Annotated in this window: 18 protein-coding genes; 15 read left to right on the top strand and 3 right to left on the bottom strand. The window is 49.4% G+C overall.

The window, feature by feature from the left end; genetic code table 11:
* Window positions 1–32 precede the first annotated feature (32 nt).
* The gene (locus tag WKT10_RS04840) at window positions 33–428 is read left to right on the top strand and encodes a DUF6483 family protein (protein WP_066550426.1); all 396 of its coding nucleotides are present in this window, start codon (window positions 33–35) and stop codon (window positions 426–428) included.
* A 23-nt stretch (window positions 429–451) separates the two neighbouring features.
* Window positions 452–2,443, top strand: coding sequence for a helicase-related protein (locus WKT10_RS04835; protein WP_340275847.1), 1,992 nt, complete (start codon window positions 452–454; stop codon window positions 2,441–2,443).
* Here the strand turns inward: WKT10_RS04835 and WKT10_RS04830 are convergent.
* Genes WKT10_RS04830 through sfsA form a run of 3 tightly spaced genes read right to left on the bottom strand, consistent with a single transcriptional unit; the run spans window position 2,396 to window position 4,779 of the window.
* Entirely contained in the window at window positions 2,396–3,709 is a 1,314-nt protein-coding gene (locus WKT10_RS04830; protein ID WP_337934232.1) for an MATE family efflux transporter, read from the bottom strand. The genes WKT10_RS04835 and WKT10_RS04830 overlap by 48 nt on opposite strands.
* A gap of 19 nt (window positions 3,710–3,728) precedes the next feature.
* Window positions 3,729–3,962, bottom strand: coding sequence for a FeoA family protein (locus WKT10_RS04825; protein ID WP_337934231.1), 234 nt, complete (start codon window positions 3,960–3,962; stop codon window positions 3,729–3,731).
* 49 nt (window positions 3,963–4,011) lie between these two features.
* Entirely contained in the window at window positions 4,012–4,779 is a 768-nt protein-coding gene (sfsA, locus tag WKT10_RS04820; RefSeq protein ID WP_337434481.1) for a DNA/RNA nuclease SfsA, read from the bottom strand.
* 259 nt (window positions 4,780–5,038) lie between these two features.
* Here sfsA and thrC point away from each other — a divergent pair, with 259 nt between their 5' ends.
* From thrC to WKT10_RS04755, 13 genes are all read left to right on the top strand, one after another.
* Window positions 5,039–6,535 (top strand): threonine synthase, encoded by a 1,497-nt coding sequence (thrC, locus tag WKT10_RS04815; protein ID WP_066550416.1) that lies wholly within the window; start codon window positions 5,039–5,041, stop codon window positions 6,533–6,535.
* Window positions 6,536–6,680: 145 nt separating this feature from the next.
* Entirely contained in the window at window positions 6,681–7,550 is an 870-nt protein-coding gene (gene fba / locus WKT10_RS04810) for a class II fructose-1,6-bisphosphate aldolase (RefSeq protein WP_066550414.1), read from the top strand.
* A gap of 206 nt (window positions 7,551–7,756) precedes the next feature.
* A complete protein-coding gene (locus WKT10_RS04805) occupies window positions 7,757–9,871 on the top strand; it encodes a glutamine synthetase III family protein (RefSeq protein WP_066550989.1) in 2,115 nt (704 codons plus the stop codon).
* Between the two features lie 131 nt (window positions 9,872–10,002).
* A complete protein-coding gene (locus WKT10_RS04800) occupies window positions 10,003–10,683 on the top strand; it encodes a response regulator transcription factor (protein WP_340275841.1) in 681 nt (226 codons plus the stop codon).
* Complete coding sequence (locus WKT10_RS04795) at window positions 10,673–11,917, top strand: sensor histidine kinase (protein WP_340275839.1); 1,245 nt, start codon at window positions 10,673–10,675, stop codon at window positions 11,915–11,917. Before WKT10_RS04800 ends, WKT10_RS04795 begins: the two co-directional genes overlap by 11 nt.
* A gap of 406 nt (window positions 11,918–12,323) precedes the next feature.
* Complete coding sequence (locus WKT10_RS04790; protein ID WP_340275837.1) at window positions 12,324–13,040, top strand: MFS transporter; 717 nt, start codon at window positions 12,324–12,326, stop codon at window positions 13,038–13,040.
* Between the two features lie 36 nt (window positions 13,041–13,076).
* Window positions 13,077–14,069: an ABC transporter ATP-binding protein gene (locus tag WKT10_RS04785; RefSeq protein ID WP_340275834.1), complete on the top strand. Its 993-nt coding sequence runs from the start codon at window positions 13,077–13,079 to the stop codon at window positions 14,067–14,069.
* Window positions 14,066–14,929, top strand: a complete 864-nt coding sequence (locus WKT10_RS04780; protein ID WP_337934224.1) for an ABC transporter permease — start codon at window positions 14,066–14,068, stop codon at window positions 14,927–14,929. The genes WKT10_RS04785 and WKT10_RS04780 overlap by 4 nt, the downstream gene beginning before the upstream one ends.
* The gene (locus tag WKT10_RS04775) at window positions 14,929–16,347 is read left to right on the top strand and encodes a GldG family protein (RefSeq protein WP_340275831.1); all 1,419 of its coding nucleotides are present in this window, start codon (window positions 14,929–14,931) and stop codon (window positions 16,345–16,347) included. Before WKT10_RS04780 ends, WKT10_RS04775 begins: the two co-directional genes overlap by 1 nt.
* On the top strand, window positions 16,334–17,764 hold the full coding sequence (locus tag WKT10_RS04770; protein ID WP_340275829.1) for a DUF4340 domain-containing protein: 1,431 nt from the start codon (window positions 16,334–16,336) through the stop codon (window positions 17,762–17,764). The genes WKT10_RS04775 and WKT10_RS04770 overlap by 14 nt, the downstream gene beginning before the upstream one ends.
* 144 nt (window positions 17,765–17,908) lie before the next feature.
* Window positions 17,909–19,777, top strand: coding sequence for a phosphotransferase (locus tag WKT10_RS04765; protein ID WP_340275827.1), 1,869 nt, complete (start codon window positions 17,909–17,911; stop codon window positions 19,775–19,777).
* A 132-nt stretch (window positions 19,778–19,909) separates the two neighbouring features.
* Window positions 19,910–20,953 carry a cell wall-binding protein gene (locus WKT10_RS04760; protein WP_337434490.1) on the top strand — a complete coding sequence of 348 codons (1,044 nt, stop codon included), beginning with the start codon at window positions 19,910–19,912 and terminating at the stop codon, window positions 20,951–20,953.
* A gap of 119 nt (window positions 20,954–21,072) precedes the next feature.
* Window positions 21,073–22,935: a GH25 family lysozyme gene (locus tag WKT10_RS04755; RefSeq protein ID WP_340275824.1), complete on the top strand. Its 1,863-nt coding sequence runs from the start codon at window positions 21,073–21,075 to the stop codon at window positions 22,933–22,935.
* The last annotated feature ends 38 nt before the right edge of the window (window positions 22,936–22,973 follow it).

The following is a 22,973-nucleotide window of genomic DNA, read 5'->3' as shown; positions in this document are numbered from 1 at the left end:
AATGGGCAGCAAACAATCAGGAGTGAACAACTATGGCATATCAGGATGATTATGTAATGCGTACGATTACCGACCTTGTGCGGGCCATTGCCGGACTGGCACTGGGAAAAAATGAAATTGATTATGACCTTCCTCTCTCAGAGGCGGCTTACACGCCCGTGGATCGGGCTTACCGCCGTTTAAAGGATCTGGCAGATGCAGGAGACATTAACGGGGCTGAGAATGAGCTGTATGAATGTCTGGATACCAGTGACAGGGCGTATTTGGAAATGGCTCTGGCATTTTATATGTATTTAAACCAGCTGGATGATGATGCTCTTTATACCGCCAATTTTTCCAGAGAGGAAATTGCAGAAGGGATTAACAGTGTCAGCGCTCAGTTTGGCATCTCCGGTTTTGAGAATTTCGTAGACACTACTATGGTATAAGCATGTCTGAAAGAGAGCGGTTAATGGAAATAAGAAATGAATGCGCCGTCTGTCTGGCCGACTGCTATAAGGAACTGTTTTTTGGTCCGTCCAACAGACGCTGCCGGGCCATGACAGGGGCAGAGCTGCGAAATCGTCTGTCCCGGTTAAATGATGCGTGTCTGGAAAAAATTATAAAACCAAACGAATTAAGCGATATACACGCCATGCTGGCAAAAGTCTGTGCGTTCCTGATGCATAAAGAGGGACGCATAAAGCCCGGTCCTCAGCTTACCCGGTGGGAGGAGAATTGCCGGTGTATGGAGAAATTCTGTGAGCATCTGGCAAAAAAGGATCTGGAATTTCTGCCGGAACTTACGCAGGAGGAGCTGGAGCACGTATTAAAAATGCAGGGGATCCGCAGATATCTTCTAACGAATTCACTGGAACGGGCTTATCAGCTTTTCTATATCCCCAAAACCATTAAAAAGGGGATTAGGGAGTCGGTCAAGCGCCGTCCGGAGGATGAATACCCGGAGACACGGGCCATGAAGCGCCGTTTTATCCTTCATATCGGCCCTACTAACAGCGGAAAAACACATGACGCACTGGAGCGGTTAAAACAGGCAGAGCACGGAGCCTATTTCGGTCCCCTTCGCCTTTTGGCGCTGGAGGTTTACGACCGTTTAAACAGTGAACATGTACCCTGCTCCATGATTACCGGAGAGGAGACGCTGGAGGTTCCCGGAGCGGTCTGTCAGGCCTGTACGGTGGAAATGTTAAATGATCACGAATACTTTGACGTAGCCGTGGTAGATGAATGTCAGATGGCAGCAGATCCTTACCGGGGCCATAACTGGACCCGTGCTGTGCTGGGGCTGCGTGCGGAGGAGATCCACCTGTGCATGGCTCCTGAGGCAGAAGATATCATGGTGCAGATGATCAAGCGCTGCGGGGATTCCTTTCAGATCGTGCGCCACAAAAGAAGTACGCGCCTTACCCTTGAGAAGAAGCCCTACTCCCTGAAGCGGGATCTGAAAAAGGGAGACGCTCTGATCGTATTTTCAAAGAAGTCCGTTCTGGCTCTGGCCGCCCATCTGGAAAATCAGGGGGTGCGCTGCAGTGTGATCTACGGAAGCCTGCCGCCTGCTACCCGGAGGGAGCAGGTGCGCCGTTTTCTGGAGCGTGAGACGGAGGTGGTGGTAAGCACAGACGCCATTGGGATGGGATTAAATCTTCCCATCCGCCGGATCGTGTTTGTGGAAACAAGAAAATTTGACGGCACGACCAGACGCAGTCTTCTGCCGGAGGAAATCCGTCAGATCGCAGGACGGGCGGGCCGCTTTGGCCTTTATGACGAGGGCTTTGTGACGGCCATTGACGATATAGAAACCATTGAGGACGGCTTATCCGCCCGCCCTCTTCCCATTATGAAAGCCTATGTGGGTTTTCCTGAGCAGCTTTTGAACCTGCCTGCAGAGATTGACACTTTGGTAAAGATCTGGGCCGGTATGGAGGCGCCTGCTATTTATGAAAAAATGGAGGTGGATGAGCTGTTATCTCTCTACATGAGCTTTGAGCGGATCCACGGAGATCATCTGGAAGAATTTACCAAACAGGAGATCTATAAGCTTATTACCTGCTCAGTAGACATTGATAACCGTCTGGTGATGGATCTGTGGAAGGATTACTGCCGGGAATACAGAGAAGTGGATGAACTAGAATTTCCCTACAGTCCGGGAACGGATCTTTACGATATGGAAAGCTATTATAAAATGCTGGATCTTTATTTTCAGTTTTCACGGAAGACAGGACTTCCTGTCCAGGAAGAAAACCTGTTCCATGAAAGGCGGAGCACAGAGGAGGAGATCAGCCGTATCCTGCGCACAGAATGCGGCAGCTATACCCGGAAATGTTCCATCTGCGGCAGAGAGCTTTCCTGGGATCATCCATTTTCCATCTGTGAGCGCTGTTTTGAGCGGGGCCGTTCATTGCAGAAGCGCTCTCGTTTTCACGATCAGCGGTATAACCATTAAAACCCATACAACGGGCTCTGCCACGATGATTCCCCAGTACTTAAAAATATCCGCCAGAAGGAAGGCGGCAATGATTTTTCCAGCCAGTTCGATCATGCTGGAGCATATGGGAGTCACATGATCGCCCATGCCCTGAAGGCTGTTTCTCAAGATAGAAATAGCAGCCGGAGCAAAATAAAACAGGGTGTTGACCTTCAGATACAGAGCTGCGGTATTGAGAACCGTTTCGTTTTGGGAGCCTGTAACCATAGAAGCCAGTCTGGGAGAAATGGTCCAGCTTAAAAGGATCATTCCTACGGCCCAGATCCAGGTCAGAAGAAGGGATTGGCGGATTCCCGTCCGGATGCGGTCCATGCGGCCGGCTCCCGTATTCTGTCCGCAGTAATTTGCCATGGTTACGCCCATGACGCTGAAGGGAAGCATACAAAATTCTGTAATTTTCCGGGCGGCTGTATGGGCTACGATGATATCCTGGCCAAAGGTATTGATGGCGCACTGGAGCGACAGGGTGCCGAAAAATACAAGGGACATCATGGCAGCCATAGAGAGGCCGGAGGCGTAGAGTTTTTTGACCTGTTCTCCGGATATTTTAAAATCAGCCGGGCAGAAGCGGAAGATCCGGTATCTGCAGAACATATAGATCAGGCTTAAGCAGGCCGCCACCCCCTGGGACAGAACCGTAGCAAAGGCGGCTCCTTCTATGCCCCAGCCAAAGTACATGATAAAAACCAGATCTAAAACCACATTTAATACAGCTGCAAAAATCAGAAACAGCAGAGGGGCTGTTGTATCGCCTACAGCCCGCAGGACAGAGGCGCAGGCATTGTACAGCATGGTGACAAACAGTCCGGACAGAATGACGCGGATATAGCTGTCTGATTGGATAAGAAGCTCCTGGGGCACGTTTAAAAGTCCGAGGATCCATGGGAGGCCTGCGAGACAGGCCAGTGTGAGGGACAGGGCAGTTAAAGCTCCAAGGAGCAGGCTGCCTGCGGCAAAGCGTTTTACTCCTTCTTCGTTTCCTGCGCCGAATTCTCTGGCGATCAGCAGAGAAAATCCGTTTGTAAGGCCGGACAGAAAGCCGATAAAAAGAGTACTGATGGAGGCGGTGGCCCCCACAGCTGCCAGAGCAGTTTCTCCCAGGGCGCTTCCTACTACGCGGGTATCAGCCAGACTGTAGCACAGCTGAAACATATTTCCAAGGGCTACGGGAACAGCAAAGCTGATCATGATCCGGGCCGGTGTGCCTTTTGTAAGATCCTTCATATATAAATCCTTTCGTGTTTTAAGTGTTTTTCCGTACCAGAATTTCACGGGTGATCCGCTGGCGGATCCCAACGACCCGTTTATGAAGACGATATGCCGACAAGCCTGCCGTTCTGCTTTTAAAAATACAGGTTACCGGCTCTCCGAAGCGAAAGCCCAGGCGGCTCAGACGGCGCTCCATGGCAGGTTCGGATATGATCCAGACCACCTGGGCTGTTTCGCCGGCTTTCAGATCGCATAAGGGAAATACCATGTTTTATCCATCCTTTTGACCCTGATACCATAGTATATGATAACAGGACTTAAGAGAGACTGATTTTTACCTCTCTGCGGATTTTCATGGAAGCTTCCTCTACCTCACAGTCATAGGCCAGAATATGCAGTCCGGCTCTGGCTCCTGCCCGCAGGGCGTCCCCAAAGGCTTTGTGTGTTTCATCATTGGGACGAAATTCCCTTACTCCTTCCATCTGTATGACAAAGAGCACAAAGGCCTCAAAGCCTTCGGCAACAGCTTCGGACAGGCCCTGAAGGTGCTTTACACCCCGCTCTGTGGGAGCATCGGGAAAGCGGACGATTCCATTTTCTTCCAGGGTTACGCCCTTTATCTCCATGAAGGCAGGTTTTAAGGCTCCGGTCTGCTGGTTTTCCAGCATAAATGCCAGATCGAACCGGGAATCTTTGTGGACTACCTCCCGCCGGATCTTACGGGGCAGCCAGATGCTCCCAGATGGATCAAAGGGCTGGAGCATCCGGAGCGCGTTGTCGTTTGGCTCCTTTTGGGAGAGGTTCTCCATCCATTCCAGGGCAGCCCGGTTGGGCGCCTGGGAATCCATATTGATCAGAAGGTTTCCCTTATAGACCGCGATTAGGTCAAATTCTGTTTTCCTTCCCATTTCCCTGGCGTGGGGGTGAAATTCCAGCACCACGGTACAGCCGGAGGTAAGCAGTTCTCTGCAGCGTCCTGTATTTTTTACATGGCAGATAACACGCTGGCCGTTTACCTCCACATAGGCGATAAAGCGATTGGGACGTTCCAGAAAACGTCCCTTCACTGTATGTTCATATCTCATGTCAACCTCATTTTTCCGGAAAAATCCGGTTTTTGTTTCGGCTATCATAATAAGGCAAATTTTGGGTTCACGCAAGTGTTTCCTGCGGCCGTTTTCTTCTTTTACAACAGTAATTTCAAGAAAAATTCCCGTTCCTGCCCCTTAACAGTTGCACCTCTCATTAAAATATGCTAAACTTTCTGCAAATAAGGGTCCGGGGCTGTGCGTTCAGACTGGCAGTCCCTCAAAGTATACATCGCATAAAGAAAGGAAATTGATTATGGCATTATCTTACCAGAGTACCAGAGGCGGACAGGCCGGGGTCACAGCATCCCAGGCCGTCCTTCAGGGTCTGGCTGCCGACGGCGGCCTGTTTATGCCCACTGAAATTCCGAAGCTGGATGTTTCTATTGAAAAGCTGGCCGGAATGACCTATCAGGAGACCGCATATGAGGTGATGAAGCTTTTCCTCACAGATTATACGGAAGAGGAATTGAAGTCCTGTATTGCGAAAGCCTATGACAGCAAATTTGACACAGAGGAGATCGCTCCGTTAGCAAAGGCCGATGGCGCTTATTATCTGGAACTTTACCATGGGAGCACCATTGCGTTTAAGGATATGGCATTATCTATTCTGCCTCATCTGATGACCACTGCGGCAAAGAAGAACCATGCAGATAAGGAAATCGTGATCTTAACGGCTACTTCCGGCGATACCGGAAAGGCAGCTATGGCAGGCTTTGCGGATGTACCCGGCACCCGTATCATCGTATTTTATCCCAAAGGCGGCGTAAGTCCGGTGCAGGAGCGCCAGATGCGCACCCAGAAGGGGGAGAACACGGCAGTTGTCGCCATCCACGGCAATTTTGACGACGCCCAGACCGGAGTAAAGAATCTTTTCAATAACAAGGAGCTGGCAAAGGAGCTGGCAGAGAAGGGATTCCAGTTTTCCTCCGCCAATTCCATTAACATTGGCCGTCTGGTGCCTCAGGTTGTGTACTATGTATACGCCTATGCAAAGCTTCTGGCAAATGAGGAGATCGCTGCCGGGGAGGAGATCAATGTGGTGGTTCCCACAGGCAATTTCGGCAACATTCTCGCAGCCTATTTTGCCAAGAAAATGGGGCTTCCCATCCGTACTCTGATCTGTGCCTCTAATGATAATAAGGTGCTGTACGATTTCTTCACCACAGGCACTTATGACCGCAGAAGGGAGTTTATTCTTACCAATTCTCCGTCCATGGATATTTTGATCTCCAGCAATCTGGAGCGCCTGATCTATTTAAGTACAGGCCCGGATCCGAAAGCAAACGCCGCTCTGATGAAGGAGCTGGCAGAGGATGGCCATTATACTATTACGGATGAGATGCGGGCCTTTATGGCTGATTTTAAGGGCGGTTTTGCCACAGAGGAGGAAAATGAAGCTGCGATACGGACCATTTTCCAGGATACAGGCTATCTCATCGACACACATACAGGCGTGGCAGCGGCCGTATACGGACAGTATAAAAAGGAAACAGGCGATCAGACAAAGACGGTTATTGCGTCCACGGCCAGTCCCTTTAAGTTCTCACGCAGTGTAATGGATGCTGTAAAGGGTAAAGCGGCCACAGAGGGAAAGGATGAGTTTGATGTGGCCGATGAGCTGGCTGCAGCTGCCGGCCTTGTGCTTCCAAAAGCGGTAGAGGAGATACGTACTGCGCCCATCCGCCATGACAGAGAGTGCGCTGTGGATGAGATGGAGGAAACCGTTAAGAATATCCTTGGGATTTCATAAAAGTTCTTCCATTTTTGGATGGTATGGTTTATAATGAATTCGAAACTGTTAAAAACATAACAAAGTAGAACTGCGTTCCAGGGCTGTTATCCGGGTTCCGGGTTCATGCAGCTGGGGGAGCGCCCAAGTATAAGGAGGAAATATTATGTTAGTATCAGCAAAAGATATGCTTGAAAAAGCAAGAGCAGGCAAATATGCAGTAGGTCACTTCAATATCAATAATCTGGAGTGGGCAAAAGCAGTTCTTCTGACTGCAGAAGAGCTTCAGTCCCCGGTTATCCTGGGTGTATCCGAGGGCGCAGGCAAGTACATGACCGGATTTAAGACCGTAGCAGCTATGGTTTCTGCTATGCTTGAGGAATTAAATATTACCGTACCGGTGGCACTTCACTTAGACCACGGCTCCTACGAGGGCTGCTACAAGTGCATTAAGGCCGGATTCTCCTCTATTATGTTTGACGGCTCTCATTATCCGATCGAAGAGAATGTGGAGAAGACAAAAGAGCTGGTTAAGATCGCTCATACAATGGGCCTGTCCTTAGAGGCTGAGGTAGGCTCTATCGGCGGCGAGGAAGACGGCGTGGTAGGCGCAGGCGAGTGTGCAGATCCTGCAGAGTGCAAGGCTATCGCTGATCTGGGTGTTGACTTCCTTGCAGCAGGTATCGGAAATATCCACGGCAAGTATCCGGAGAACTGGCAGGGCTTAAACTTCGACGTACTGGAGAAGGTTAAGGAAGCAACCGGCGATATGCCGTTAGTTCTTCACGGCGGTACAGGTATTCCCGAGGATATGATCAAGAAGGCTATCAGCCTGGGCGTTGCAAAGATCAACGTAAATACAGAATGCCAGCTTTCCTTCGCAGAGGCTACCAGAAAGTACATCGAGGCAGGAAAGGATCAGCAGGGCAAGGGCTTTGACCCAAGAAAGCTGTTAGCTCCTGGCGCAGAGGCAATCCGCGCAACTGTAAAAGAGAAGATGGAGCTGTTTGGTTCTGTTGGAAAGGCAAATGCATAAGCTCTGTGAATTAAAACTTATTAGAATAAACTGATTCTGTTTTTGGAAAAACCGCTTGCATTTTCACGGGAAATGGTTTATTTTATAACAAAAGAACGAGGGCGTTCTCTTTTTGAAAAAGGAGAGAACGCCTTTTGCTGTACAAAACCGCCTTTTGGGGTGCATTGGGGAAAGGGGACACCATGAAAAGAGAGGATGGAGAATCTATGAGCAAAGTAATAAGTGTTACAGAGATGTTTGGCAAGGATGTGTTTAATGATGCCGTGATGAGAGACCGTCTGCCTAAAAGCGTATATAAGAAGCTGAAAAAGACCATTGAGGATGGCGCAGAGCTGGATCCCAGTATTGCAGATGTGGTAGCTCATGCTATGAAAGACTGGGCGATTGACCATGGTGCAACCCATTTTACTCACTGGTTCCAGCCTCTTACAGGCGTTACGGCTGAGAAGCACGATTCCTTTGTTTCCGCTCCCGTTGAAGGCCGTGTGATCATGGAGTTTTCTGGAAAAGAACTCATAAAGGGTGAACCGGATGCTTCCTCCTTCCCCTCCGGCGGCCTGCGCGCAACCTTTGAGGCCAGAGGCTATACGGTATGGGACTGTACCTCTCCGGCTTTCTTAAAAGAGGACGCTATCGGCGTGACCCTCTGTATTCCTACCTCCTTCTGTTCCTATAAGGGTGAGGCTCTGGATAAAAAGACCCCTCTGCTGCGCTCCATGCAGGCCATCAATGAGCAGTCCCTGCGGATCTTGCGCTTGTTTGGAAACACCACTGCAAAACGGGTCAATCCTTCCGTGGGACCAGAGCAGGAGTATTTCCTGGTTGACCGCCAGAAGTATCTGCAGAGAAAGGATTTAATTTATACCGGCCGCACCTTATTCGGCGCTATGCCGCCAAAGGGGCAGGAGATGGACGACCACTATTTCGGCATCATCAGAGAGCGGATTGGCGCCTATATGAACGATGTAAATAAGGAACTGTGGAAGCTGGGAGTGCCTGCCAAGACCCAGCACAACGAGGCAGCCCCGGCCCAGCATGAGCTGGCTCCCATCTATGAGGGCGTGAACCAGGCCGTAGACCACAATCAGCTGGTGATGGAGACATTAAAAAAGGTAGCCGGACGCCACGGCATGGCCTGCCTTCTCCACGAAAAGCCTTTCTATGGGGTAAATGGCTCCGGTAAGCACAACAACTGGTCCCTGACTGCCGACGACGGCACCAACCTGATGAACCCCGGCGATACGCCCCATGAGAATATCCAGTTCCTTCTGGTTTTAGCCTGCATCATCAAGGCTGTAGACCGCCATGCAGATCTGCTCCGTGAATCTGCCTCTGATGTGGGAAATGATCACAGACTGGGAGCAGACGAGGCTCCGCCGGCAATTATTTCCATTTTCCTGGGCGAGCAGCTGGAGGATGTGATCGACCAGCTTTGCGACACCGGAGAAGCGACCCATTCCAAGAAGGGCGGAACTCTGCGCACCGGCGTAAATATCCTGCCGGATCTGGACAAGGATGCTACCGACCGGAACCGCACCTCACCCTTTGCTTTTACAGGCAATAAATTTGAGTTCCGTATGGTAGGTTCCTCTGATTCCGTAGCATCTGCCAATACGGTGTTAAATACCATTGTGGCAGAAGCCTTTAAGGAAGCGGCTGATCAGCTGGAGCAGGCCGAGGACTTTGATATGGCAGTCCATGACCTCATTAAAGAGCTTCTGGCAGCTCACAGAAGAGTTATCTTCAATGGAAACGGCTATTCTGAGGAGTGGGTAAAGGAAGCCGAACAGAGAGGGCTTCCCAACCTTCGCTCTATGGTAGACGCGATCCCGGCTCTTGTGACAGACAAGGCGGTAAAGCTGTTTGAGGAGTTCGGCGTATTCACTAGAGCCGAGCTGGAGTCCAGAGCCGAGGTAGAATACGAAAGCTATGCAAAGAGCATTAACATTGAGGCAAAGACCATGATCGATATGGCAGGAAAGCAGATCATTCCTGCAGTGATCCGCTACACCACCCAGCTGGCAGGTTCCATTTCCGCGGTTAGAAATGCCTGCCCGGAGGCAGACGTGAGCACACAGACAGAGCTTTTGCTGGAATCCTCAGACCTTCTGGCTGAGACAAAAACAGCCCTGTCTGCCTTGGAAGATGCAACGGCCCGCTGCGCAGCCATGGAAAGCGGAAAGGATCAGGCACTGGCATACCACAGTGAGGTCGTTCCTGCCATGGAGGCCTTAAGGACTCCTGTAGACCGTCTGGAGATGCTGGTGGACAAGGATCTGTGGCCCATGCCAAGCTACGGCGATCTGATTTTTGAAGTGTAATACGACAATTGTTTAACTGGTCATTTTAGAAGACAGAGCCTGCGGCTGCCCGGAAGGGGATAGCTGCAGGCTGTTTTCTTTGGCCGCTTTGCTGTATAATAGGGATATTATCAGTAAGTAAGGGGATGTATATGAAAATTCTGATCATAGAGGATGAGCGGCTGCTGGCCGGTTCTATAAAAGATCTTTTAGAGATCCAGGGTTTTGAGGCCGAGGCTGTATATGACGGAGAAACCGGTTTTACATATGCAGGCACCGGGATTTATGATCTGATCATACTGGATGTGATGATGCCGGGAAAAAGCGGCTATGAGGTGGCAAGGGAGCTTCGGGCCAGCCGTCTGGGAACGCCCATTCTAATGCTTACGGCCCGTTCTGCTCTGGAGGATCGGATCGCAGGGCTGGATGCCGGGGCAGATTATTATCTGACAAAGCCCTTTGACACCAGAGAGCTTACTGCCTGCGTCCGCGCCCTGCTTCGCCGCCAGGGAGGACAGGTGGATGAGGTAGGGATGGGAAAGACCTGTTTGGATCTTTCGACGGCTGTTTTAAGCTGCGGGGACAGACAGATCCGGCTTTCTGCGAAAGAGTTTGATATTATGCGCCTTTTATTTCAGTCCGGGGCAGGAAATCTTTCTAAGGAAATGATCCTGGAAAAGGTGTGGGGCTATGATTCAGATGCAGTGGAAAACCATGTAGAGGTTTATATTGGTTTTTTGAGGAAAAAGCTGTTAAGCATTGGGTCAGATGTACGTATTGAGTCCATCCGGCGAATGGGATATCATCTGGAGGTGGCAGAACATGATTTATAGGCTGAGAGTGAAGTTTGTAGTTATCAACATGACGATAGTGGTTCTGATGATGAGTGTGGTATTCGGCCTGGTGTACCATTTTACAAGAGCAGATCTGGAAGAAAAGAGCATCCGCATGATGGAAAAGATTGCAAACCGACCCTTTCAGATTGAGATGCCCGGAGAACAGAGCGAGCAGATCCGTCTTCCTTTTTTTATCCTGCATCTGGGAACCGGGGGAGAACTGATCGCCAGCAGCGGCGGCTATTTTGATCTGTCTGATCAGGAATTTCTCATGGATCTCATTGTAAGGGCACGTTCCTCCCATCAAAAGGTAGGAGTGATAAAGGAATACGGCTTTCGGTACTATAAGACCAATACGCCCTACAGGTATAGCCTGGTATTTGCGGATATTTCCAGTGAAACGGCGGCGCTAAAGGGGCTGGTGAGAACCTGCGCCCTGATCGCGGGTCTGAGTTTTATCCTATTTTTAGCCATCAGCATCTGGCTTTCCGGCTGGGCGGTGCGGCCGGTGGAAAAGGCCTGGAAACAGCAGCGCCAGTTTGTGGCCGACGCCTCCCACGAGTTAAAAACGCCTTTGACTGTAATTATGACCAATGCGGAGCTTCTGCAGTCCTCCGGCTGTGGGGAAGAAGAGCAGAGACGTTTTTCCGAAGCCATCCTTGCCATGTCACGGCAGATGAGGGGGCTGATCGAACAGATGCTGGATCTGGCCCGTGCTGACAGCGGACAGGCAGAAGCAGCTTTTGAACAGGTGGATTTAAGCCGGACAGCAGAGGATTCGCTTCTTCTTTTTGAACCCCTTTATTTTGAACAGGGATTAACGCTTTATGCAGAAATAGAAGAAGGTATTCTGATCTGGGGCTTAAAGGACAGACTGAGCCAGCTTCTGGATATTCTTTTAGACAATGCCTGCAAATATTCGAGCCAGGGCGGAACCACCTGGGTAAAGCTTAAAAAACAGGGAAAAAGCCACTGCATACTCACTGTAGAAAATCAGGGTCCTTCGATTGATCCCGAAGACTTAAGCCAGATCTTCAAACGCTTTTACTGCGCCGATCCCGCCCGCAATACCTCCGGAAGCTACGGCCTGGGCCTTTCCATTGCGGAAAAGACCGTACAGCTTCATCACGGAAAAATACACGCTGAAAGCAGGGATGGGATCAATCGATTTTGGGTGGAGCTGCCCTGTGTTCTGGGGCCTGGTGTGCAGGGCTACGGTTTCCGGCTATAAAGTCGGATGATTCCCTCTTGCATCCATATATTTCCAGTGCTATACTGAAGCCATACTTCAGATTTTTAAAGGAGAGGCCAGATGTTAATTTGATCCATTTATTTTGACGCATGAAGATTTGTGAATGCAGGCGCAGTACCATGAAAGCGTCCTGTTATTTCATGCTGCCAAAATGGATCAGTACACCAGGTTCTCTCTTTTTTATGCTGTATATTAACCGCATACGCCGGTCGCCCAGCTTTCAATGGGCGGTTGGCTGCTGGGCCCGGCCCTATCTAAAAGAGAAGATACTATGCAGAGATCCTTTGGCAGCAGAGGGTCTCTGTTTTTTTATTTCACAGGAAAGTGCGGTCTGACACAGGTGGAAAAGCATATAGCAGCATATATTTTAAGAGGATAATTAGAAATGAAAACAATATTTGAGAAAATGTTCGGCCAGTACAGAGGTATGAGAAGAGAATTATATATTCTTTTCTGGGGAAAGGCAGCAACAAATATGGGAGCTATGATATGGCCCATGCTGACGCTGATTTTGAGCAATAAACTGGGAATGAATGCACAGGAGATCGCCAAGATCACCATAGCTATGGGAGTGGTACAGTTTCCTGCAAACCTGCTGGGAGGAAAGCTGGCAGACTGCTGCAATAAGAAAAAGCTCATCATTATCTGCGATTTGGTAACGGTCATCTGTTACCTGACAGCAGCGGTTCTTCCTGTATCCATGGCACAGATCCTGCTGTTTTTTTCAGCAGGAATCTTTCAGACAATGGAAAATCCGTCCTATGACGCGCTGGTAGCAGATCTGAGCACCGCCGAAAACAGGGAAAAGGCCTACAGCCTTATGTATCTGGGACTCAATCTGGGGATTATTCTGTCCCCAACCATAGGAGGAATCCTGTTTGAGAACCATCTGGGCCTTGCTTACGCCATTGACGGGCTCACGACCCTGTCGTTCACCATTTTGATCCTTCTTTTTATAAAGGACATCACCCCGGTAAAGGAAAAACAAACCATTTATGAAGAGGCAAAAGAAACCCAGTCCACATGGAAAATCCTCAGGGAGCAGACGGGAGGCGGCGTATTCCATAAATTTTCAGCCCCATTTCAGCATAAATTGTTATAATGCCAGAAAAACAAAAATCCAATCAGGAGGTCAACCATGATACAGGTAGAGCATTTAACAAAATGCTATGGGGATGTGACAGCGGTAGATGATCTGTCCTTTGAGATAGAAGGCGGCCATGTATACGGCTTTTTGGGTCCAAACGGCGCAGGAAAATCCACCACCATGAACATCATGACAGGATGTCTGTCAGCCACAAAGGGAAGCGTAAAGATTGACGGCTTCGACATTTTTGAAGAACCGGCCCAGGCAAAGAAACGGATCGGCTATCTTCCGGAGCAGCCGCCCCTTTATATGAACGAGACACCGGCAGAGTATCTGCGCTTTGTAGGAGAAGCAAAGGGGCTTAAGAGAAAAGAGCTGCACAGCCAGATTGACAGTGTGATCGGGAGGACAGGTCTAGACCATGTGCGAAACCGCAGGATCAGCGCCCTGTCTAAAGGATATAAACAGAGAGTCGGGATCGCTCAGGCCCTTCTGGGGGATCCGAAAGTGGTCATACTGGATGAGCCGACAGTAGGACTGGATCCCTTACAGATCATAGAAATCCGCGATTTGATCAAAGATCTGGGAAGAGAGCATACGGTCATTTTCAGCTCCCACATTCTTTCCGAGGTTCAGACTATCTGTGAGAAAATCCTTATTATTGCCAGAGGAAAGCTCATCGCCTTTGACGAGCCGGAAAACCTTGAAAAACGCCTCCTTTCACCGGGAGAGATTACTCTGGTAGCAGAGGCGGACGCCAGGGAAACAGAAGAACTTCTCTCCGGTATGGAGCACATTACAGAACAGACCATAGAAGAAAAGGAGATAGAACGGACCGCAGCTACCCTCCATTCGGACTGCGAGGATATCTATGAGGTGTCAAAAGCCCTGTTTAAGCGTTTTTCAGCCGCCGGCAAACCCCTTCTTGAAATGAATGTGAAAAAGGCGGATCTGGAGGAAATATTTATTGAGCTGACAGAGAGCGCCCAAACAGAAGATATTAAAACCGAGGAATCCGAAGCAGGAGAGGAGGAAATGGCATGACCGCCGTATTAAAGCATGAGCTCCGCAATTATTTCCATACCCTGACCGCCTATGTATTCGGCGCATTTTTGCTGGCCTTTATCGGTCTGGGAGCCACCTTATATAATCTTCAGGCAGCAGTAAGCAATTTTGAGTTTGTATTAAGCTTCGGCAGCCTGGTATTTGTAGTAATTGTACCTATTTTAACCATGCGCGTCATTGCAGAGGAGAAGAAGCAGAGAACAGACCAGCTGTTATACTCCCTTCCCATTACCACCACAGAGGTTGTACTGGGAAAATATCTGGCGCTTCTTGTTGTATATCTGATCCCCTTGGCGGTTGTTTCCGTATATCCGCTGATATTTGCCCGCTATGGAGATGTATACCTTTTGACCTCCTACGGCTCTATCTTTGCCTTTTTTGTTTTGGGCGCAGCCTTGATCGCTCTGGGAGTATTCATTTCCTCCCTGACAGACAATCAGGGCTTTGCGGCAGGAATCGGCATTGCGGTGATCCTACTCAACTACTACAGCGCCAGTCTGTCCGAGTATGTATCTTCTACTCCGGCAGGCGCCCTGATCGCAGCCTTTGCCCTGGTGATCGTCCTGGGAGTGGTAATACGCCATTTAACAAAAAATGAACATCTGGCTTATGGATTTTATTTCCTGGCCGGCGGCGCAGTGCTTATTTTATATCTGGCAGACCCGGAAGCTTTTTCCGGACTTCTGCCCTCAGTTATGAAAACGCTTTCCCTGTTTGAACGTTTTTATGTGTTTGTAAACGGGGTGTTTGATCTCACTGCGATCGTATATTTTGTGACCTTTGCCGCATTTTTCCTGTTTTTATCGGTGCAGTCACTGGAAAAAAGGAGGTATAACTGATGAAACAGAACCGTAATGCCTTTTGCGGCGGAGCCTATTCCCTGATTCTTTCCGCAGTGGTTCTTACAATCCTTATTGTAGTCAATATACTGGTAAACGCCCTTCCGGAGAATCTGACAAAATACGATATCAGCGCGGCAAAGCTCTATTCCATTACCAGCAATACAAAGGCGGTGGTAAACGGGCTGGATGAGGATGTAACCATTTACTGGATCGTGCAGGCAGACAAAGAGGATGCGGTTATTGAAAACCTGTTAAATAAATACGACAGCCTTTCAGACCATATCCAGATCGTAAAGAAAAATCCGGATGTATATCCTACCTTTGCAGAGCAGTACACAGATGAAGAGGCCGCCAACAACAGCCTGGTTGTAGAATGCGGCGAACGCAGCCGTTTTATCGGTTATGATGATATTTATGTTCAGGAGGCAGATATCTACTCCTATTCCTACAATACCTCCTTTGACGGAGAGGGAGCCATTACTTCTGCCATTGACTATGTGGTAAATGAAGAGCAGCCCAAAGTATATCTTTTAGAGGGACATGGGGAAAGAGAACTTCCTGCCTCCTTCAAGGAGCAGATTGAAAAGGAAAATATCCAGTTAGAGCAGCTGTCTCTTCTGAATGTAGATTCCATTCTTGAGGATGCAGCCGGAATTATGATCTATGCGCCCTCCAGCGACATTTCTAGAGAAGAACAGACCATGCTTGCAGATTACACCAAAAAGGGAGGAAAGCTTTTTGCGGCGGCAGGGCCTGTAAAGGAAGGCAGTCTTGACAACCTTCACGGCCTTTTAGAGGAATACGGCGTTACCGCCCAGGACGGGATCGTAGTAGAGGGAGACAGAGAGCGCTATGCTCTTCAGACGCCTTACGCCCTTCTTCCTCAGATGGAGAGCAGCGATATTACAGATGCTCTCATTGAAGAGCACTATTATCCCATTCTTCCCATTGTCCAGGGATTAAAGGTAGATGAAACGAAAGCCGCAGGCCGGGTGACAACCCTTCTGTCAACTACAGACCAGGCCTTCAGCAAGATGGCAGGCTATGAGCTTTCCACCTATGAACGGGAGGAAGGAGACGTTGATGGCCCATTTGCGGCAGCCGTGTCTATTTCCTGTGAAAATGAAGGACGGATCCTGTGGTTTGGCTCCTCAGACTTTTTAGAGGATATGTATAATGCCCTTTCCTCTGGTGCAAACGGGGATCTGGGAATGAATGCCCTTTCTTCCATGATCGGAGAGAGCGAGGCCATGGCGATTCGGAGCAAATCCCTAAACTATAATTATCTTACCATCAGCGAATCTGCTTCTGCCATGCTTCAGGCGGTAATGATCGGTGTTTTCCCGCTTGCATACCTGGGAATTGGCATTTGTGTGGTAATGAGAAGGAGGAGAATGCAGAATGAAGCGGGCTAAACGGTTATATATCCTTCTGGGAGTTCTGGCGGTGCTGTCCGTGGCGGCCATTGCGGTGATCCAGAGGGAGGAGCATAAGGAAAAGATCAAAGACAGCGGTGAAACCATCCTTCAGATTCCCTATGAGGGTGTCACGGCCCTTTCGTGGGAAAATGAGTCGGAAAGCCTTTCGTTCCATAAGGGAGAGGACGGAGTCTGGACCTATGATGAGGATGAAAAATTTCCTGTGAGCGAAGAAAAGATAAAAGAACTCTTAGAGCCCTTTGAGGAATTTGCAGCAGCCTTTGTGATCGAAGAGGTAGAGGATTACAGTCAGTACGGTCTGAATGATCCTGTCTGCACGATTCATCTGGAAAATGGGGAGCAGGAGCTTGAAATAAAGCTGGGCAATTTCAGCAATATGGATTCCCAGCGCTATGTGTCCATCGGAGACGGAAAAGCTTATCTGGTAAAAGACGATCCTCTGAATTATTTTGACGCGGTGTTAAAGGATATGCTGAAGCAGGATGAGATCCCTGAGCTTGAGACAGTAAGCAGCCTGCGGTTTACAGGACCGGAGACCTATGAAGCAGTCCGCATAGAGGACAGCGGGGCTTCCTACAGCAGCGAGGATGTTTATTTTAAGAAGGATGAGGAAAACCTGCTTCCCTTAGATCCGGTGCAGGTGGATGAATATATCAGAACCCTCCAGAATTTGGATCTGTCTGACTACGCTTCCTACTATGTTTCAGAGGAAGAGTGGAGCACCTATGGACTGGATGCGCCGGAGCTGTCCTTAGAGGCCGATTATACCTTTGAAAATGAGGACAAAGAGAACGTATCCGGTACGTTTACCGTAAGCGTAAGCCGTGATCCGAAGGAAAAAGAAAAGGCAGAGAAGAAGGAGAACTCTGAGGAAAACAACGGGGAAGAGGAAGAAATTACCGCATACGCAAGAGTAAATAATTCCCAGATCGCCTATAAGCTGACTGCGGAGGACTATAAAGGCCTGATGGCCATGAAATATGATGACCTGCGCCATAAAGAAGTATTCTGGGGCGATACAGAGGAGATCACAGGAATTGACATTTCCTTAGAGGGAGCTGACTACAGCCTTACTTCCAAAGGCAAAAAGGATGACCGCACCTGGACGTATCAGGAGGAGGAAATAGAGACAGATGAACTGTTCTCTGCTCTGAAAGGCTTAAAAGCAGATTGCTTTACAGAAGAGGAATCGGGACAAAAGGAGGAAATCCGCCTGACCCTCCATCTGGATAATGAAGTTTCTCCCCAGGTAACGATCGTCCTTTACCGTTATGACGGAAGCAGCTGTCTGGCAGAGGCAGATGGAAAGACAGTCTCTCTGATTCCCAGATCTCAGGCAGTGGATCTCATCGAGGCAGTAAATACCATTGTTTTGGGAAATACAGAGGATTAGCTCTTGCATTTCCCTGCGTCCGTGCTATAATGTTCATATAAAATAAAAATATAATATAAATGAACAAAAATGTCAGTGGACAGGGGAGCAAAGATTTCTCTGTCCGCTGACAGTGCATATACAGGATGAAGAATGGAGGATCATATGGACAGATTGGGGTTGATATGCAGAAACATTTTGGAGGAGCCATATATTACTCAGCGGGAGCTGGCAAAGAGAATGGAGCTGTCTTTAGGGACCATTAACGGGCTGATCAAAGAATGTACGGAAAAAGGCTATATCAGAGAAGATGAGGATCAGAGAGGAAAACGGCTTGCTCTTACAGAAACGGGACAGGCTGTTTTAGCGCCCTATAAGGTAGACGGAGCTCTGATCATTGCCGCAGGCTTTGGCTCCCGTTTTGTCCCTCTTACCTTTGAAACGCCCAAGGGGCTTTTAGAGGTATTTGGAGAGCGTATGATCGAACGCCAGATCCGCCAGCTCCATGAGGCCGGAGTATATGATATTACCATTGCAGTCGGGTATCTGAAAGAGAAATTTGAATATCTGATCGACAAATATGATGTAAAGCTTCTCTACAATCCGGAGTATTCCTGCAAAAATACCCTGGCTACGGTTTACAGAGCCAGACATCTGTTAAAGGGCCGCAATATGTACATTTTATCCTCTGATAACTGGCTGCGGGACAATATGTACCACGCCTATGAGTGCGGAGCCTGGTACAGCGCCTCCTTCCAGAAAGGGGATACCAAGGAGTGGTGCTTTACCTTTACTAAAAAGGGAAGGATTACAGATGTAAATGTAGGCGGAAGGGATCAGTGGGTGATGTACGGCCCGGTCTATCTGTCCAGAGAATTTTCAGCCCGGTTCCTTCCGGTATTAGAAGCCTACTATGAAACTCCGGGAACGGAACAGTTTTACTGGGAGCAGCCCTTTGTAGATATGCTCAAGGGAGAGGCAAAGCGCCGTCTGGAGGCAGAAGGGGGAACGCTTCTTGCCCGCGCAGAAGAGACTTCCGGCTGGAAGGCGTCTCAGTGGGATCAGATCGAGATGGATGTAAACCGTCAGCCTGAAAACCAGGTGTATGAATTTGAAAATCTGGAGGAGCTGCGCCTGTTTGATGAACGCTATCAGAACCATTCGGATAATGCGGCAATGGATCTGGTATCCAGGGTATTTAAGGTGCCTGAGTCCCATATTACAGATATCCGCTGCCTGAAAGCCGGAATGACAAATAAATCATTCTTGTTCCGGGTGGATGGCGCTCACTGCATCTGCAGGATTCCGGGGCCGGGGACAGAGCTTTTAATCAACCGCAGGGAGGAAAAAGAGGTTTATGATACCGTAGCCTCTCTGGGGATTACGGAAGAAGTGCTGTACATGAACCCGGATACCGGCTATAAGATTGCACGGTACTATGAAAACGCCCGGAATGCAGCGGCAGATAACTGGAAAGATATGGAAATCTGTATGGGTATTGTAAGAAAGCTTCACCAGTCTGGTCTTACAGTAGATCATTCCTTTGATATTCGGGAACGGATAGATTTTTATGAAAGGCTCTGCCTGCAGCATGGAGGAATCCCTTTTGAAGATTATGAGAAGGTCAGAGGCTGGATGAATGAGCTGATGGATCGTTTGGATCAGATGGATCGTCCACAATGTCTCTGCCATATTGACGCAAATGTGGATAACTTCCTGATGTTTGAGGGCGGCAGTGCAAAACTGCTGGATTGGGAATATGCAGGAATGTGCGACCCTGTTATGGATATTTCCATGTCGGCGATTTATTCTTACTATGATGCAGAGCAGACGGAAAAGCTTTTAGAGATTTATTTAAAGAGAAAGCCTTCAAAGGAAGAATATTATTCCGTATTTGCAAATGCGGCCCTGGGCGGTTTCCTCTGGTGCCTGTGGGCTGTATACAAGGCAGCTTTAGGAGAGGAATTTGGAGAATATACTATCATCATGTACCGGTATGCAAAGGGCTATTATAAAAAATTAAAGGCTCTGTAGCAGGTATGAAAATTTACGGAAATTGTAATAAAATTGTTACCTTCCTTACAGATAATCTGTGCTATAATTAAAAGGATGAAAACCCGAAACAGACAAAGGGGCTTATATACAGAAGAATGAGGAGGAAAAGGCATGAAACGTAAGAAATGTCTGGCGGCTTTGACCGCAGCCGGCGTGATCAGCGCCATGGCCCTGGGAATGGCGGTTACATCCTATGCGGCAGACGGCTGGACCAAGACAAACGATCACTGGACCTATATTAACCAGGGAAAGACCCACACAGGCTGGCTTCAGACCAGCGAGGGTTATTACTATATGGATCTTTCTACCGGCTATATGACCACTGGTTTTAAGCAGATTGATGGAAAATGGTATTTCTTCCGTCCGGGCGGCCTGATGGCAAAGGGCTGGATCAATCCGGAATACGGCAAATGGTACTATATGCTGGAGGACGGCACCATGGTTACGGGTTGGCTGCGTATTGGCGATGATTACTATTTTATGCGCGGCGACGGCAGCATGGGAACCGGCTGGCGTGAGATGGACGGAGCCTGGTATTATTTCCAGGAAAACGGCAAGTGTGTTGTGAACGCATGGGCTCAGATTCAGGACAACTGGTATCTGTTCGGCACAGACGGAAAGATGATGACCGGCTGGGCAAAGGTAGACCAGGATTACTTCTATCTGAATACAGACGGACGTATGCTCATCGGCTGGCTCAGCGACAGCGAGGGCAGCAAGTATTATATGGATATGACAAACGGAAAGATGTCTGTAGGCTGGAAGCAGATCGACGGCAAGTGGTACTACTTCAACAGCAACGGTCACCTGATGACAGGCTGGATCCTGATCGACAGCAAGTATTATTACTTAAATCCGGCAGACGGCGGCGTGATGACAGCAGGAACTACCTTAAATATCAACGGTACCTCCTACAATTTTGACGCATCCGGCGTATGCCAGAATGCAAACGGCGTATCTGCACAAACGCCGGCTGCAGGAAACCAGTCTTCCGGAGGCGGCGTAACCGGTGAAAACGGCGGCCCCGGCGTATCAAAAACTTCTGGCAGTTCCAGCTCATCTGGTCCAGGTTCCAGCAGCTCCGGAACCACCAGCTCCAGCGGTCCTTCCAGCAGCGGCTCTCTGGAAGCCGGACGCACAGATGGACCAGGCTGATAAGAGAAATCCGATATGGAAACATGTGACAAGGACAAGTTGATAAAGGGGGATGCTGCGGCGGGACTGGCTGACAGCATCCTCCGTTTTTGCTATCAGTACGATATAAGGAGAGGAAAATGAAAAAGAGACAGGAGATGAGAAAGCGCTGCCAGGCACTTGTCCTGGCTGGAATTCTGGGCGCAGGAACCCTTGGGTCTGCGTATACGGCCTACGCTGCAGGGCCGGGAGAAATGCCGGCGTCTGTTGGAGCGTCTGCTGCAGGAGGCCCGGGAGAAACAGGAGGATCCGGAGGAACCGGCAATGTGCCTTCTGCCTCCAGCACTTCTGAGAATGCAAAAGGAGCAGACCAGACCAATCCAAATGCATGGAAAAAGGTAAACGGCGTCTATCAGATGCCGGACGGAAGCGCCATTCAAAATGTGCTTGCCAGAGGAATTGACGTATCCAGATGGCAGGGGGAGATCAACTGGAGCCAGGTCGCAGCAGATGACGTGTCCTTCGTGATGCTGGGAACCCGTTCCAAGGGAGCGGTAGATCCCTATTTTCACCGGAATATCCAGCAGGCCAGCGCCGCCGGCGTGAAGGTGGGCGTGTATATTTACTCATTGGCGGTAACGGTGGAAATGGCAGAGGCAGAGGCCGATTTTGTGCTGGATCTGATCCATGATTATCCTGTTTCCTATCCTGTAGCTTTCGATATGGAGGATTCTACTCAGGGAAACCTTTCAAAAGAGGAGCTGGCAGCGATCGCAAATGCGTTCTGCAAAAAGATATCCGATTCCGGATATTATCCGATTATCTATGCAAATGAAAACTGGCTGAAAAATAAGCTGGATATGAGCCTGATGGATTATCCCGTATGGGTAGCCCGTTATTCTGCCCGTCCCAGCTACCAGAACCCTGTTATGTGGCAGGCGACCAGCACCGGTTCTGTAAAGGGAATCAATGGAAATGTGGATATTGATTTCCAGTTTAAGGATTTCTCCGGCCAGATTCCGGCCAATACCTGGCGTACCATTAACGGGAAACGGTATTATTACAGCAACTATGCCAAACAGAAAAACGCCTGGGCTCAGGATAGTTCAGACTGGTATTATATGGACAGCGAAGGCCTTGCGTCCACGGGCTGGATCACGGTATCCGGCAGCCGTTATTATCTGGACGAGACCACGGGAAAGATGCAGACTGGCTGGCGTCAGGATCAGGGAAAATGGTACTATCTGGGAAGCTCAGGAGCTGTTAAAAAAGGCTGGATAGAGGACAATGGAGCCTGGTATTATACAGACTCCAACGGTATCATGCAGACCGGCTGGCTGGATGCAGACGGAAAGCGGTATTATATGGAGTCTTCCGGAAAAATGGCGGTTGGATGGACAAACCAAAACGGCAAATGGTACTATCTGGACGCATCAGGTGCCCTGGCAAAGGGCTGGATCCAGGATAATGGCTCCTGGTATTGCTCAGATACAAACGGCGTGATGCAGACCGGCTGGCTGAGTGAAGGCGGAAAGCGGTATTATCTGAAGGGCTCCGGCGTGATGGCGACCGGCTGGCGTGAGATGGATGGAGCCTGGTATTATTTTGACGGAAGCGGAGCGATGACCACGGGCATGATCGAGGTAAACGGTCTCCATTATTATATGGATCCCTCCACAGGACGCATGGCTGCAGGACAGACGCTGGAGATCGGCGGCGCTGTTTATGAGGCAGCAGCAGACGGCCATCTGATTCCTCAGGGGCAGGAGGAAAGCGGTTCCACAAACCAGGAGAGCGCGTCCGACAGTGCAGGAACGGCTTCCGGCAGCTCCGGCACATCCTCTAACCCCATTATTATCCCGTCAAACGGAAGCGGAAACAGCTCTTCCTCCCAAAACGTTCCAGAGCCCTCAGCTCCTGTTACAGGAATCAACGGCGGCCCCGGTGTCAGCTCTGCTCCCTCCCAGGGGCAGGTAGCGGCGGGGGAGAAGCCGGGAGTGTAGAAGGGGCATATGCAAAAAATTTACTCGACCGATCTTAT

The sequence above is a fragment of the Enterocloster sp. HCN-30185 genome (genome assembly GCF_037890305.1).
Taxonomy (GTDB): Bacteria; Bacillota; Clostridia; order Lachnospirales; family Lachnospiraceae; genus Enterocloster.
This window is presented reverse-complemented; position numbering and strand designations above follow the sequence as displayed.